Here is a 14,333-nt window from a genome sequence, read left to right as displayed (position 1 = left end):
GGTCCAGAGGGACCCGGCAGGCCGGAAGCACGGGATCGTACGGATCAGCCCTTGCGGGTCTTGACCTCTTCGGTCAGCTGCGGGACGACGTCGAAGAGGTCGCCCACCACGCCGTAGTCGACGAGCTCGAAGATCGGCGCCTCGGCGTCCTTGTTGATCGCGACGATCGTCTTCGAGGTCTGCATGCCCGCGCGGTGCTGGATCGCGCCGGAGATGCCGGAGGCGATGTACAGCTGCGGCGAGACCGACTTGCCGGTCTGGCCGACCTGGTTGGCGTGCGGGTACCAGCCGGCGTCCACCGCGGCGCGGGAGGCGCCGACGGCCGCGCCGAGCGAGTCGGCCAGCGCCTCGATGATCGCGAAGTTCTCGGCGCCGTTGACGCCGCGGCCGCCGGAGACCACGATCGCGGCCTCGGTCAGCTCGGGGCGGCCGGTCGACTCGCGCGGGGTGCGCGAGGTGACCTTGGTGCCGGTGGCCAGCGGGCCGAAGGAGACCGACAGGGCCTCCACCGTGCCGGCGGCCGGGGCCAGCTCGACGGGGGCCGAGTTCGGCTTGACCGTGATGACCGGGGTGCCCTTGGAGACGCGGGACTTGGTGGTGAAGGAGGCGGCGAACACGGACTGCGTCGCCACCGGGCCCTCCGCGCCGGCCTCCAGGTCCACGGCGTCGGTGATGACACCGGAGCCGATGCGGACCGCGAGACGGGCCGCGATCTCCTTGGCCTCGGCCGAGGAGGGGACGAGCACGGCGGCCAGGGAGCCCCCGGCGGACACAGACTCGTAGGCGGCCTGGAGGGCGTCGACCTTGGGGACGACGAGGTACTCGGCGAACTCGGGCGCGTCGGCGGTCAGGACCTTGACCGCGCCGTGCTCGGCGAGGACCGGGGCGGTGTCGGCGGCACCGTTGCCGAGGGCGACGGCGACCGGGTCGCCCAGGCGGCGGGCGAGCGTCAGCAGCTCCAGGGTGGGCTTGCGGACGGCTCCGTCGACGTGGTCGACGTAGACGAGGATCTCAGCCATGGGAATACAACTCCTGTAAATGTGGACGGGCTTCTTCTTCGCGAGGCGGCGTCCTAGACGAACTTCTGGCTCGCGAGGAACTCGGCGAGCTGCTTGCCGCCCTCGCCCTCGTCCTTGACGATCGTGCCGGCCGTGCGGGCCGGACGCTCGGCGGCGGAGTCGACCGCGGTCCACGCGCCCTCCAGGCCGACCTCCTCGGCCTCCAGGTCGAGGTCGGAGAGGTCCAGGGACTCCACCGGCTTCTTCTTGGCGGCCATGATCCCCTTGAAGGACGGGTAGCGCGCCTCGCCCGACTGGTCCGTCACGGAGACGACGGCCGGCAGGGCGGCCTCCAGCTGCTCGGAAGCGGCGTCGCCGTCGCGCCGGCCGGTCACCTTGCCGTCCTCGATCTTCACCTCGGAGAGCAGCGTGACCTGCGGGACGCCCAGGCGCTCGGCCAGGATCGCGGGCAGGACGCCCATGACGCCGTCGGTGGAGGCCATGCCGGCGATGACCACGTCGTAGCCGGTCTTCTCGATCGCCTTGGCCAGCACCAGCGAGGTGCCCATGACGTCGGAGCCGTGCAGGTCGTCGTCCTCGACGTGGACGGCCCTGTCGGCGCCCATCGACAGCGCCTTGCGCAGCGCGTCCTTGGCGTCCTCGGGGCCGACCGTGAGCACGGTGACCTCGGCGTCGTCCGCCTCCTCGGCGATCTGCAGCGCCTGCTCGACCGCGTACTCGTCGAGCTCCGACAGCAGGCCGTCGACGTCGTCGCGGTCCACCGTCAGGTCATCGGCGAAGTGCCGGTCGCCGGTGGCGTCGGGCACGTACTTCACACAGACAACGATATTCACCATGGGAGTGCTCCTGTTTCTCCGTACCGGCCCTCGTCCGGGCCGCTTGTCCGTCCTGTGCGCTCGCCGTCGTCAGGCGTCGAGCCCACCGCGCTTGACCAACTGGGCGGCGATCACGTTCTTCTGGATCTCGTTGGTGCCCTCGCCGACGATCATCAGCGGGGCATCCCGGAAGTAGCGCTCGACGTCGAACTCGGTCGAGTAGCCGTAACCGCCATGGATGCGGACGGCGTTGAGCGCGATCTGCATACCGGCCTCGGAGGCGAACAGCTTGGCCATCCCGGCCTCCATGTCCACGCGCCGGCCGGCCTCGGCCTCGCGGGCGGCGTACAGGGTGAGCTGGCGGGCCGCGGTGAGCTGTGTGGCCATGTCGGCGAGGTAGTGGCCGATGGCCTGGTGCTGCCAGATGGGCTTTCCGAAGGTCTCGCGCTCCTGGGCGTAGGCGAGGGAGTCCTCCAGGGCCGCCCGGCCGACGCCGAGTGCACGGGCCGCGACCTGGAGGCGGCCGGTCTCCAGGCCCTTCATCATCTGGGCGAAGCCCTTGCCCTCGACGCCGCCGAGGACCGCGTCGGCCGGGGCACGGTAGTCGTCGAAGGCGAGCTCGCAGGTCTCCACGCCCTTGTAGCCCAGCTTGGGCAGGTCACGGGAGACCGTGAGTCCGGGACCGTGCTCGGCGAGCAGGATCGAGATGCCCTTGTGCCCCGGTGTCGCGTCGGGATCGGTCTTGCACATCAGGGCGATCAGGCCGGCCCGACGGGAGTTGGTGATCCAGGTCTTGGAGCCGTTGACGACGTAGCCGTCGTCGTCCTTGCGGGCGACGGTGCGCATGGCCTGGAGATCGGAGCCGCCGCCCGGTTCGGTGAGGGCCATGGTCGCCCGCATCTCGCCGGTCGCCATCCGGGGCAGATAGTGGCGCTTCTGTTCCTCGGTGCCGAAGTGCACGAGGAGCTTCGCGACGACGGTGTGACTTCCCATGGCGCCGGCCAGGCTCATCCATCCGCGGGAGAGCTCCTCGGTGACCAGGACGTAGCAGGGCATGGAGACGGGGTTCCCGCCGTACTCCTCGGGGACGGCGAGCCCGTAGATGCCGAGCTTCTTCATCTGCTCGATCAGGGCCTCGGGATAGGTGTTGGCGTGTTCGAGCTCCTGGACGACGGGCTTCACCTCCTTGTCGACGAAGTCGCGCACGGTCTTGACGACGAACTGCTCGTCCTCGGAGAGGGCGTCCAGGGTGCTCACGGTGTACTCCTCGTGGTTCGGGTGGTTCGGTGTCGCGGGGCGGGACGGCACGGGGGTCGGGCGGGTCAGACGACGCCGTCGGCCCGCAGGGCCTCGATCCGGGCTGGCGAGCAGCCCAGTTCGATGAGGACCCGTTCGGTGTGCTCGCCCACGGAGGGCACGGGGTCCATGCGCGGGGCGATTCCCGCCAGGTCAGCCGGTGGACGGAGGGCCGGTACGACGCCGCCGGGGACGGCGACGTCCTGCCAGCGGTCGCGGGCCGCGAGCACGGGGTGCTCGACGAACTCCCGTACGTCGTTGATCCCGGCGTTGGCTATTCCGGCCGCGTCCAGAAGTGCCGTCAGCTCGTCGGCGGTGGAGCGCAGGGAGCGTTCGGCGATGATCGCGTCGAGGGCGTCGCGGTGGGCGACGCGAGCCGGCCCGGTGGCGAACCGGGGGTCGTCGGCGAGTCCGGGCCGGTCGAGGACCCGGGAGCAGAACGCCGTCCACTCGCGTTCGTTCTGGACGGAGAGCAGGATCCGCTTCCCGTCGGCGGTGGCGAACGCGCCGTAGGGGGCTATGGTCGCGTGCCCGGTGCCGACACGCGGGGGCTGGACTCCTCCGTGACGGGTGTAGTGGGCGGGCTGGCTCATCCACTCTGCGAGGGCTTCGAAGAGGGAGACCTCGACCGCGCGTGCGACGCCGGTGGTGGCCCGTGCGTAGAGGGCGGTGAGGATGCCGGAGTAGGCGTACGTCCCGGCGGCGATGTCGGCGATCGACACTCCGGTCCGCGCGGTCTCCTCGGGGGTTCCGGTCAGCGAGACGAGGCCGGTCTGGCACTGGACGAGCAGGTCGTAGGCCTTGCGGTCGGCCCAGGGACCGGTGGAGCCGTAGCCGGTGATGGCGCACGGGATCAGCGACGGGTGCCGACGCGTGAGCGCGTCCGCGTCAAGGTCCAGACGCGCCGCCGCGCCGGGAGCGAGGTTCTGCACGAAGACGTCGGCGCGGGCGAGGATCCCCTCCAGGAGTTCCCGTCCGGCGGACGTCTTGAGATCGAGGGTCACCGACTCCTTGGAGCGGTTGAGCCAGACGAAGTAGCTGGACTGGCCGTGCACGGTGGTGTCGTAACGGCGGGCGAAGTCGCCCTCGCCGGGGCGCTCCACCTTGATGACCCTGGCGCCGAGGTCGGCGAGCTGGCGGGTGGCGAAGGGAGCCGCCACCGCCTGTTCGACGCTGACGACGGTGACGCCGGAGAGAGGGAGCGCGGTCATGGTTCGACCTCCTGGGACGTACGTGGTGCGGGAGGGGGCGGGTCGTCGGTGGACCTCCCGAAGGGGCCACGCGAGGTCCACCGACGCCGAGGACGAGTGCGGGCGTCCTCGGGCCGCCCCATGCGTCCCTGCGGAGCGGACACATGCCGGGAACCCTCATTCCGGCAGCAGATCCATCATGGATGGTCATGGGACATCGCGTGAAATACTGTTTTCTGATGGATCCATACGCGCTGCGGATGGTGCGGGGCGATGGCCGAGGACGGCGGAGACACATGGACCTCAAACAGCTCAGGGCGCTCGTCACGGTGGCCGAGGCGGGGAGCGTGACACGTGCGGCGGAGCTGCTCCATCTGGTCCAGCCGGCGGTCACCCGGCAGATCCGGACGCTGGAGCAGGAGCTCGGCGTCATCCTGTTCGAGCGCACCCGGCAGGGCATGCAGCCCACCGCCGCCGGTACGACGATGGTGGAGCGGGCCCGCCGGGCGCTGAACGAGCTGGAACGCGCCCGCGCGGAGATCCGGCCGGCGGCGGGCGTGGTCACGGGCATCGTGACGGTGGGGCTGCTCGACAGCGCGACCGGTCTGCTCGCCGAGCCGCTGGCCTCCGCCGTCCTGCGCGATCATCCCGGGATCGATCTGCGCTTGCTCACCGCGTACTCCGGTCATCTCCAGCAGTGGCTGGACGACGGTGACCTGGATCTGACGCTGTTGTACAACCTCGCCAGCACTCCGTCGCTCAACGCCGAACCGCTGGTACGTGAGCGGCTGTGGGCGGTCGCGCCGGCCTCGGCCGGATTGCGGGCGGACCGACCGGTGCCGTTGCGCGAGGCGGTCGCCCATCCGCTGGTCGTGCCCGCTTCGGGACACGGGCTGCGCTCCGTGATCGACGCGGCCGCGACACAGGCCCGCGTGGAGATGAACCTGGTCGTGCAGACCAACTCGATGCACGTGCAGAAGCAGCTGGTGCGTGCCGGCCACGGCTGGACGATCCTCCCTGGCGTCGGGATCGCGCAGGACGTCGCCGACGGCTCCCTGAGCGCGGCCCCGCTGTGCGATCCCGAGGTGTGGCGCTCGATCGTGCTCGGCACCCCGAGAGCGGGTCGCGTCTCCCCCGCGACACGGGCGGTGGCCTCGGAACTGACCGACAGGATCCGTTCGGCCGTGCGCGAGGGCCGGTGGCCCTCCGCCGAGCTACAGGACAGGGCCGTGAAGGACACCTGACGTCCTACGACGGCAGGCACGGGGACCACCGGGTCCCGCCATGCCCCTCCGACATGCGCCCATCACGTTTTTCTATTATCTGTTGACAGCTATCAGTGAGCATGATGGGCCTTTCGAGCAAGTCGTTGAGGAGAGGCCATGCAGATCACGCCCGGCAGGCTGGGCCCGTACGTGGAATCCTGGCACCCCGAAGCCGTCACCGACGAGGACGTCCTGTCCCCCGCTCCGGTCGCCGCGCTCTCGGCGGTCCTCGACCGGCCGGAGCCGGTCGCCGTGACCGGCGACCCCCTTCCTCCGCTCTGGCACTGGCTGTACTTCCTCCGGTGGCCCGCGCAGCGGGACCTCGGTTCCGACGGGCATCCGCTGAACGGCCGTTTCCTCCCTCCGATCCCCGACCGTCAGCGGATGTTCGCCGGTGGCCGCTGCTCGGTGAACCGACCGCTGATCATCGGCGAGCCGGCCCGGCGCGTCAGCAGCCTGGGCCCGGTGACGACCAAGCGGGGCTCCAGCGGGGAACTGCTCTTCGTGACCGTGCGCACCGAGTACCTCCAGCGGGGCACGACGTGCCTGGTGGAGGAACAGGACCTCGTCTACCGGTCGGGGCGGAGCGCCGCACAGCACCCCGCAGAGCTCGATACGGCCACGGCTGCACAGACGGATGAGGCCTGGCGGATCCCGCTGGAGACGGATCCCAGGATGCTCTTCCGGTTCAGCGCGCTGACCGCGAACGCGCACCGCATCCACTACGACGTGCCGTATGCCACCGATGAGGAGGGCTTCCCCGGCCTCGTCGTCCACGGCCCCCTCCTGGTGCTCGCGATGCTGGAGTTGGTGCGCCGGGGCTCCCCCGACCGGCTCGTCCGCTCGCTGTCCTACCGGCTGCGACGCCCCGCGTTCGCGGGTGAGCGCCTGCTCGCGTCGGGAACGCCCGAGGCACAGGGAGCCGCCCTCCGCATCGCGAGCCATCGCGAGGAGCGCCACGCCACGGCGGAGGTGACGTTCGCGTGAGCCGTCCGCTGACCGCCGACCGCCTGCAGGCGGGCCGCAGCTTCCTGTTCGTGCCCGGGGACCGGCCGGACCGGTTCGACAAGGCCGTCGCCACCGGAGCCGACGTGGTGATCCTCGACCTGGAGGACGCGGTCGCCGCCCCGGACAAGGACCGGGCACGCGAGCACGTGGCCGCCTGGCTGGGCACGGGGAACAGCGCCGTGGTCCGGATCAACGCGCCGGGCACGCCGTGGTGCGACGACGACCTGGCCGTGGCGACCCGCTTCGGAGCGCCGGTGATGGTCCCGAAGTCCGATGACCCGGCCGTGCTCGCGGACGTCGCCCGCCGTACCGCCGGAGAGTCCTTCCTGATCCCGCTGGTGGAGACCGCGGCGGGAATCGAGCGGGCCGTGGAGGTCTGTGCCACCAATGGCGCGGTACGGGTCGCCCTCGGCAACGTCGACCTCGCCGGGCAGCTCGGGATCGCCCACGACGACCACGTGGCGCTGACGTACGCCCGCTCCCGGCTGGTCTCGGCGTCCGCGGCGGTCGGCCTGTGCGCCCCGATCGACGGGGTCACGACCGCGGTGAAGGACCTCGCCGCCCTGACCGCCGACGTCGCGTACGCGCGCCGACTCGGCTTCACGGGGAAGCTGTGCATCCACCCCGGGCAGGTCGCCGTCGTGGCGGAGCGGTTCGCACCGACCGAGAGCGAGCGGGAGTGGGCCCGGTCCGTGGTGGCCGCGGGCGACTCGGTGACGGTGGTGGACGGACACATGGTCGACAAGCCGGTCCTCGAACGCGCCCGCCGGATCCTCTGCGCGGACCGACCGGCCCCACACTGACGGTCCGTTCCACCGGTCCCGGGGCCCGGTGGAACAGTCTGTCGTACCGAGCGTGTCCCGTCATGGTGGCCGGAGCCATCGCAACGCGGTCCGCCCCGGAGGCGCGGCACGCGGAGCGGCCGGTGTCTCCGGGGCGGACCGCCGGGTCATCGGCCCGTGGCCGCCTCACGAAGGGCGGGAAGCAGCTCGGTCTCCGCGAACCGGAAGAAGCCCTGCGGATCCTTGTCCACACCGATCTGGGAGATCGCCACGTCGGTGAAGCCGGCTTCCCAGAACGTCCTCGCCGCGGCGACGATCGGCTCCACCGCGGCACCGCAAGGGATGCCGCCGGCAACGTCGTCGGGCTGTACGCCCCGGGCGGCCGCGGCGAAAGCGGCCGGGCTGCGCAGTTCGGTATTGAGCTTCCAGCCGCCGGCGAACCAGCGCATCTTCTCCCACGCCCGCTGGACGGCGGCGTCGCGGTCGGTGTCCCATGCGACCGCGATCTGGCCGATCTTGCGCTGCCCGGTTTCGCGTGCGACCGAGTCCCACTCGGGGCAGAACCACGCTTTGGGCTCGATGGCGATCATCGCATCGGAGGCAGGCGCAAAACGGTGGATGGACCGTTCTCCGGAGATCGCGGTGGCGATCGGCACTCGTCGTTGCGGCAGGTCCCACAGTTTCGCCGAGTCGACCTGGTAGTGCTTCCCCGTGAAGTTGACCAGGTCGCCGTCGAGAAGTGACCGGATGATCTCCAAAGCCTCCGACAGCATCTCGTGCCGTACCGTGACCGACGGCCAGCCGGCCCCGACCACGTGCTCGTTGAGGTTCTCGCCGGACCCCAGACCGAGGGTGAACCGGTCGCCGGAGAGCAGGCCGACGGTAGCCGCCTTCTGCGCCACCACCGCCGGGTGGTAACGCATGATCGGCGCGGTGACGTAGGTCATCAACTCGACGCGTTCGGTGGCCTGCGTGATCGCTCCCAGCACGCTCCACGCATAGGCCGCATGCCCCTGCTCCTTGAGCCACGGGGAATAGTGGTCACTGATCAGTTCGAAGTCGAAACCTGCACGCTCCGCCGCCGCAGAATGCGCGACGAGTTCCCGTGGGCCGGATTGCTCGGTCATCAACATGTACCCGAATTTAACCATGCATATATACTGACACATTCACACCCGAAATAAACACCGAACACGCTGAATATTGAATCGTAATTCATTTGAGGTGAATACGCCTGGCCGGCCCCCATGAAAATTTCGGGACCGGCTGTGAAGCGTCACTCGGCGAACTGACAATTGGGCTCGCTTTCCTTGCGGAGCGCCGGCCGGATCAGCGATCGGCGGAGCTCTCGACCTTCCCTGCAGAGGGCAGGAACTCCGCGTCGTGCTGGCCGACCATGGGGGCGGGCAGCGGGTCCAGGCGTCCGCCGTCGACCACGATGGGCGACTTCGGTGCGAGGTGGGGCCCCACGCCGGGCTGGTCGACGACGGCGAACAGGTCGCTCTTGCGCAGCTCGGCACCGCCGTCGCGGCCGAGTTCCGCGAAACTCCGGTACCGCTCCCAGAGGATGCGGTGCTCGTCGAGGAGCCGTGCCGCCTCGGTGTACGGCGTGGCGGCGAACCAGCGCGAGAGCAGGGTCGAGATGAGTTCACGGTGCTCGTAGCGCTGCGACTCGCCGGAGAAGTCGATTCCGAGGGATTCGGCGAGACCCTCGAAGGCTGCGGTGAGGCCGGTCGCGGCGAGGAGCTTGGTCCAGTGGCGCCCGGTCAGGATCACGATCATCACTCGCACGCCGTCCGCCGTCGTGAAGTCCCGGCCGTACGTGCCGAAGACGTCGTTCCCCGACTTCTCGCGGTCGTGAGTGGTGACCTGCGCCTCGGCGAGGTAGCCGAGGTTCCCGGCGGTGGCGAGCGCGACCTCGTCGAGCGCGACCCGGATCCGCCGCCCACGGCCGGTGCGCAGGCGCTCCCGTTCGGCGGCGAGGAGCCCGACGGCAAGGTAGAGACCCGCCGCGATGTCCCAGGCGGGAAGCACCTGGTTGACCGGGGCCGCGCTCTCGGCGGGGCCGGTGACGAGGGGGAACCCGGTGGCGGCCTGGACGGTGTAGTCGACCCCGGCACCACCGTCGGCACGCCCCTGGAGCAGAACGTGGATGACGTCCGGGCGCCGGACGCTGAGTTCCTCGTAGCCGAGTTCCGGGTAGCGGTCGGTGTTGCTGACCACCACGCACGGGTCGCCCCCGACGATCAGATCGGCCACCCGCCGACGGCCCTCCGCGGACGCCATGTCGACGGCGACGGCACGCTTCCCCTTGTTCAGCCCCGACCAGTAGAGGCTGGTGCCGGAGTCCGCCAGCGGCCACCTGGTGCGGTCGGCCGCGCCCCCGAGGGGCTCGACCCTGAGGACGTCGGCCCCGAGCTGGGCAAGGGTGAGACCGCACAGCGGGGTGGCGACGTAGCTCGAGATCTCCACGACCCTGAGCCCTGCCAGCAGGGCGTGGGGTTCTCCGGAGGACAGTGACATGCCGATTCCTTCTGTATGTGTCGGGGGAACGCCGAGGCGGATCGCGACGGCCGCCGCCTCTGTCAGCTCCGCCCGGGGTTCCAGTAACGGATCACCTGACGGACGTCGAGCCGTTCGGCGCTCGGCGCCGAGGGACGGCGCCCGGGCGTCCGGCTGAAACGAGGAGCGGGCGCGGGATGGAGGGCGTCCCCGACGTGCTGGAACATCCGGCGCCCCGCGTTGTGCGGGTCGCCCGCGGCCTCGTCGAACGTCAGGACCGGTGTGACGCACGCGTCGGTGCCGGCGTAGACCTCCGCCCACTCCGCCCGCGTCCTGGACGCCAGCGCACGGCCGATCAGTTCGCGCAGTCGCGGCCAGCCGCTCCGGTCCTCCTGGTCCGGCCAGCCGGAAACGTCCACGCCCAGGCGCGAGACGAACTCCCGGTAGAAGTCCGGCTCCAGCGCTCCCACCGCAACGTAGCCGCCGTCCTTGCACCGGTAGGTGTCGTAGAACGGCGCTCCGGAGTCGAGGTAGTTCGTCCCCGGTACGTCGTCGTAGAGGCCGGCGGCACGCAGCCCCTGGATCTTGGCGGTCAGCAGGGCCACGCCGTCGATCATGGCGGCGTCCAGGACCTGCCCGTGTCCCGAGGCCCGCGCCTCCAGGACGGCGCACACGATGCCGAACGCGGCCATCGTGCCGCCACCCGCGTAGTCGCCAAGCAGGTTGAGGGGTGGCCGGGGAGCCTCTCCTTCGCGGGCCATGGCGTGCAACGCCCCTGATTGGGCCACGTAGTTGATGTCGTGACCGGCCGTCCGCGCCAGCGGCCCGTCCTGCCCGTAACCGGTGAGACGTGCGTAGACGACGGTGGGGTTCCGCTTCGTCACGACCTCCGGTCCAAGGCCCAACCGCTCGGCCACGCCGGGGCGGTACCCCTCGACGAAGACGTCGGCGGCCTCCGCCAGGCGGAGGACCGACTCCACTCCCCCGGGGTCCTTGAGGTCGACGGCGACGGTGTCGACACCCCGGTTCCCCAGGTCGTGCTCCTCGCGCAGGCCGTCGGTCTGGCTCAGGGCGCGGGAGGCCCGGTTCGCCGGGCGTGCCACCCGGACGACATGTGCTCCCATGTCGGCCAGGAGCATGCCGGCGAAGGGGACCGGCCCCATGCCGGCGAGCGTGACCACCCGCACGCCTTCCAGCGGGCCGCTCATGCGGGACCACCGGTGACGAGACCGTCTCTCCCGCCGCCTCGCGGACCGTCGTTCCGTACGCGGATCAGCACATCGCGCATGTCTTCCTCGTGTTCTCTCGTCGCCTGGGGTCCGGTGTGCCGGCCTCCGGCCCTAGTAGGCCCTGGGGAGGCCGAGCGCCTTGGTGGAGATGTAGTTGAGGACCATCTCCTGGGAGAACGGGGCGTTGGGCAGCAGGCGCGCCTCCCGCCACAGCCGCTCGACGTGGTACTCCTTGGCGTACGCGAAGCCGCCGTGGGTCTGCATCGCGCGGTCGCACGCCTGGAAGCCGGCCTCGGCGCCCAGGAACTTGGCGGCGGCGGCCTCCTTGCCGCAGTTCTGCTCGGCGTCGAAGAGCCGGGCGGCGTTCATGCAGACGAGTTCGGCCGCCTCCAAGCGGATCCAGGAGTCGGCCAGCGGGTGGGCGACGGCCTGGTTCTTGCCGATCGGCCGGTTGAAGACGACCCGCTCGTTGGCGTAGTTGCTGGCCAGGTCGAGGGCGGCGCGGCCGAGGCCGATGCCCTCCATGCCGACCACGATGCGCTCGGGGTTGAGGCCGTCGATCAGGTAGCGGAAGCCCTGGCCGACCTCGCCGACGACCTCGTCGTCGGCGACCTCGAGGTTGTCGATGAACAGCTCGTTGGAGTCGATCGCGGCACGGCCGAGCTTGTCGATCTCGCGGACGGTGATCCTGGACCGGTCGAGGTCGGTGAAGAACAGGGTCATGCCGTCCAGCGGCTTGTTCTCGTCGCGCGGCGAGGTGCGGGCGAGGAGCAGGATCTTGTGGGCGTTCTGCGCGTTGGTGATCCAGACCTTCTGTCCGTTGACCACCCAGCCGCCTTCGATCTTCTCGGCCTTCGTCCGGATGCGGGAGGTGTCCACTCCGGCCGTGGGTTCGGTGACGCCGAAGGCCATGAGGATCTCGCCCTTGGCGAGCTTGGGGAGGAACTCGCGCTTCATCGCCTCGGAGCCGTACCGCAGGATGGGGGCGGGCGGGAAGACGTAGAAGTGGATGGCCGAGCCGCCGCTCATGCCGGCGCCGGACTCCGCGATCTCCGTCATCATGACGGCCGACTCCGCGAGGCCGAGGCCGAGGCCTCCGTACTCCTCCGGGATCATCGCGCCGAGCCAGCCGCCGTCGGCGAACGCCCTGACGAACTCCCAGGGGTACTCGTGTTTCTTGTCCTTCTCCCGCCAGTACTCCAGGTCGAAGCGGCGGGCCAGGTCACGCACGGACTTGCGGATCAGTTCCAGGTCGCCGGGTTCGGTCACGGCCATCACTTGTCTCCTTCGTACACGGGAATGTCGGTGAGGGGGGTCATGGGGTCGAGCGACGACATGTCGCCCGGCGGGCCCCCGAGGTGGCGGGCGCGGATGGCGCGGCGCATGATCTTGCCGTTCTTGGTCTTCGGCAGCGTCGCCACGACGTACAGGGTCGGGGCGAAGGAGCGGCCGACGTTGTGCGTCGCGGTGGCCGCGAGGGCCTCCTGATCGATGTCGCGGTCGCCGACTACCACGAACGCCACCACGCGCTGGCCGCGCTGCGGGTCCGGAACGCCGATGACGGCGGCCTCGACGATCCGGCGGTCCTTGAGGATGGCGGCTTCGAGTTCGGCCGGGCCGACGCGGCGTCCGGACACCTTGATGGTGTCGTCGGAGCGACCGTGGATCCGCCAGGTGCCGTCTGCGTCCACGGCGGCGAGGTCGCCGTGGACCCAGACGCCGTCCCAGCGGTTCCAGTACGTCTCCAGGTAGCGCTCGCGGTCCTGCCAGAAGGCATGGGTCATGCCCGGGAAGGTGTTGAGCACGGCCAGTTCGCCGATCTCGCCCACGGCGGGCTTGCCGTCCTCGTCGAGCACGGCGACGTCGATGCCGGGGAGCGGGCCGTTGAACGAGGCCGCTTCCATGGGCAGGAACGGGTAGCTGTTGAGGAGGCCGCCGCCGACTTCGGTGCCGCCGCTGTAGTTGACGATCGGCCTCCGGGCCTCGCCGACGGTTCCGAACAGCCAGTGCCAGGTCGGCTCGTCCCAGGCCTCGCCGGTGGAGACGAAGGCGCGCAGGGTGGAGAGGTCACCGAAGGTGTCGTCGCCGGCCGCCATGACCGCGCGGATCGCCGTGGGAGCGACTCCCTGCACGGTGACGCCGTTGCGGTCGATGATCTCCCACAGTCTCTTCGGAGTGGGATGGTTGGGCACGCCCTCGGTGAAGACGACAGTGGCGCCCAACTGCAGACCGCCCATGATCAGCAAAGGACCGACCAGCCAGCCCATGTCGCTGATCCAGGCGATGACGTCCTCGCTGTGCACGTCGAAGCCGTAGCCGAAGTCCGAGGCGGCCTTGACCGCCAGGCCCGCGTGGGAGTGGACGATGCCCTTGGGAGCACCGGTGGTGCCCGAGGTGTAGACGATGGTCAGCGGGTCGTTGGGGTCGGTGGCGACCGTGTCGACCGGGATCGGGTTCGGATCGAGCTCGTCCCAGTAGAGGTCCCGGCCGTCCTTCATCTCGACGCCGTCGGCGAGGTGGCGGACCACCACGGCGTGCCGGACGGAGGGGGCGGACGCCAGCGCCTCGTCGGCGGTCCGCTTCAGCGGTACGCGCTTGCCGCGGCGGGTGGTGCCGTCGGCGGTGACCAGGAGTACCGCCTCCGAGTCCCTCAGCCGGGTGGCGAGCGCTTCCGAGCCGTAGCCTGTGAAGGCCGGGACGGAGACGGCTCCGATCATCGCGCAGGCCAGGAAGGCCACGGTGGCCTCGGGCACGACCGGCAGGAAGAGGACGACCCGGTCCCCGCGCGTCACGCCGAGGGCGGTGAGGTGGGCCGCGAACCGCCGCACCTCAGAGTCGAGCCGGGAGTAGGTCAGGCTGCGCCGCTGTCCTCCGTCACCCTCGTAGACCACGGCGGTCTTCCCGGCGAGGGGCCCTGTCGCGTGACGGTGGGCGCACACCTCCGCCGCGTTGAGAACTCCGCCGGTGAACCAGCGTGGGAACGGTTTGCCCTCGCTGTCGTCACGGACCCGCTCGAACGGTTTCGTGAAGGTGATGCCGAGGTCCTCGACCGCGGCCCGCCAGAACCACTCGGGGTCGTCGACCGACGCCCGGTGCAGGTCCTCGATCGTGTCGTGGCCCCAGCGCCGCATGGCCGTCAGCAGGCGGCTGCGTTCGCGTTCGGCCTCGCCGGGTACCCACACCGGGGCCTTCGGCGAACCGAACGGACTCGTGTTTCCCATACCGAC

General features: G+C 70.4%; 12 protein-coding genes. 3 read left to right on the top strand and 9 right to left on the bottom strand.

What is annotated here, in order from left to right; translation table 11 throughout:
* Positions 1–44: 44 nt before the first annotated feature.
* The 4 genes from CP977_RS30990 to CP977_RS30975 form a co-directional block, all read right to left on the bottom strand.
* A complete protein-coding gene (locus CP977_RS30990) occupies positions 45–1,019 on the bottom strand; it encodes an electron transfer flavoprotein subunit alpha/FixB family protein (RefSeq protein WP_152371244.1) in 975 nt (324 codons plus the stop codon).
* Positions 1,020–1,072: 53 nt separating this feature from the next.
* Positions 1,073–1,855, bottom strand: coding sequence for an electron transfer flavoprotein subunit beta/FixA family protein (locus CP977_RS30985; RefSeq protein WP_208421508.1), 783 nt, complete (start codon positions 1,853–1,855; stop codon positions 1,073–1,075).
* Between the two features lie 69 nt (positions 1,856–1,924).
* Entirely contained in the window at positions 1,925–3,091 is a 1,167-nt protein-coding gene (locus CP977_RS30980; RefSeq protein ID WP_152371243.1) for an acyl-CoA dehydrogenase family protein, read from the bottom strand.
* A 65-nt stretch (positions 3,092–3,156) separates the two neighbouring features.
* Positions 3,157–4,341: a CaiB/BaiF CoA transferase family protein gene (locus CP977_RS30975; protein WP_152371242.1), complete on the bottom strand. Its 1,185-nt coding sequence runs from the start codon at positions 4,339–4,341 to the stop codon at positions 3,157–3,159.
* A 275-nt stretch (positions 4,342–4,616) separates the two neighbouring features.
* Between CP977_RS30975 and CP977_RS30970 the strand changes: the two genes are divergently transcribed.
* The 3 genes from CP977_RS30970 (at position 4,617) to CP977_RS30960 (ending at position 7,396) form a co-directional block, all read left to right on the top strand.
* On the top strand, positions 4,617–5,564 hold the full coding sequence (locus tag CP977_RS30970; protein ID WP_062759842.1) for a LysR family transcriptional regulator: 948 nt from the start codon (positions 4,617–4,619) through the stop codon (positions 5,562–5,564).
* A 138-nt stretch (positions 5,565–5,702) separates the two neighbouring features.
* Positions 5,703–6,572: an HTD2 family dehydratase gene (locus tag CP977_RS30965; RefSeq protein WP_183953262.1), complete on the top strand. Its 870-nt coding sequence runs from the start codon at positions 5,703–5,705 to the stop codon at positions 6,570–6,572.
* Positions 6,569–7,396, top strand: a complete 828-nt coding sequence (locus CP977_RS30960; protein ID WP_152371241.1) for an HpcH/HpaI aldolase/citrate lyase family protein — start codon at positions 6,569–6,571, stop codon at positions 7,394–7,396. The genes CP977_RS30965 and CP977_RS30960 overlap by 4 nt, the downstream gene beginning before the upstream one ends.
* A 146-nt stretch (positions 7,397–7,542) precedes the next feature.
* Here the strand turns inward: CP977_RS30960 and CP977_RS30955 are convergent, their stop codons facing one another.
* The 5 genes from CP977_RS30955 to CP977_RS30935 form a co-directional block, all read right to left on the bottom strand.
* Complete coding sequence (locus tag CP977_RS30955; RefSeq protein ID WP_062759840.1) at positions 7,543–8,526, bottom strand: TIGR03557 family F420-dependent LLM class oxidoreductase; 984 nt, start codon at positions 8,524–8,526, stop codon at positions 7,543–7,545.
* Positions 8,527–8,704: 178 nt separating this feature from the next.
* Complete coding sequence (locus CP977_RS30950) at positions 8,705–9,898, bottom strand: CoA transferase (RefSeq protein WP_152371240.1); 1,194 nt, start codon at positions 9,896–9,898, stop codon at positions 8,705–8,707.
* Between the two features lie 62 nt (positions 9,899–9,960).
* Positions 9,961–11,085, bottom strand: coding sequence for a CaiB/BaiF CoA transferase family protein (locus tag CP977_RS30945; protein ID WP_152371239.1), 1,125 nt, complete (start codon positions 11,083–11,085; stop codon positions 9,961–9,963).
* Positions 11,086–11,217: 132 nt separating this feature from the next.
* A complete protein-coding gene (locus CP977_RS30940) occupies positions 11,218–12,381 on the bottom strand; it encodes an acyl-CoA dehydrogenase family protein (protein WP_152371238.1) in 1,164 nt (387 codons plus the stop codon).
* Positions 12,381–14,327 (bottom strand): AMP-binding protein, encoded by a 1,947-nt coding sequence (locus CP977_RS30935; RefSeq protein WP_152371237.1) that lies wholly within the window; start codon positions 14,325–14,327, stop codon positions 12,381–12,383. The genes CP977_RS30940 and CP977_RS30935 overlap by 1 nt, the downstream gene beginning before the upstream one ends.
* Between the last annotated feature and the right edge of the window lie 6 nt (positions 14,328–14,333).

This window comes from Streptomyces cinereoruber, assembly GCF_009299385.1.
GTDB classification, from domain to species: Bacteria; Actinomycetota; Actinomycetes; order Streptomycetales; family Streptomycetaceae; genus Streptomyces; species Streptomyces bikiniensis.
This window is presented reverse-complemented; position numbering and strand designations above follow the sequence as displayed.

Coding starts and splice junctions, on each gene's coding strand:
- CP977_RS30990 (WP_152371244.1), bottom strand. CDS start 1,019: ATGGCTGAGATCCTCGTCTACGTCGACCACGTCGACGGAGCCGTCCGC.
- CP977_RS30985 (WP_208421508.1), bottom strand. CDS start 1,855: ATGGTGAATATCGTTGTCTGTGTGAAGTACGTGCCCGACGCCACCGGC.
- CP977_RS30975 (WP_152371242.1), bottom strand. CDS start 4,341: ATGACCGCGCTCCCTCTCTCCGGCGTCACCGTCGTCAGCGTCGAACAG.
- CP977_RS30970 (WP_062759842.1), top strand. CDS start 4,617: ATGGACCTCAAACAGCTCAGGGCGCTCGTCACGGTGGCCGAGGCGGGG.
- CP977_RS30965 (WP_183953262.1), top strand. CDS start 5,703: ATGCAGATCACGCCCGGCAGGCTGGGCCCGTACGTGGAATCCTGGCAC.
- CP977_RS30955 (WP_062759840.1), bottom strand. CDS start 8,526: ATGGTTAAATTCGGGTACATGTTGATGACCGAGCAATCCGGCCCACGG.
- CP977_RS30950 (WP_152371240.1), bottom strand. CDS start 9,898: ATGTCACTGTCCTCCGGAGAACCCCACGCCCTGCTGGCAGGGCTCAGG.
- CP977_RS30945 (WP_152371239.1), bottom strand. CDS start 11,085: ATGAGCGGCCCGCTGGAAGGCGTGCGGGTGGTCACGCTCGCCGGCATG.
- CP977_RS30940 (WP_152371238.1), bottom strand. CDS start 12,381: ATGGCCGTGACCGAACCCGGCGACCTGGAACTGATCCGCAAGTCCGTG.
- CP977_RS30935 (WP_152371237.1), bottom strand. CDS start 14,327: ATGGGAAACACGAGTCCGTTCGGTTCGCCGAAGGCCCCGGTGTGGGTA.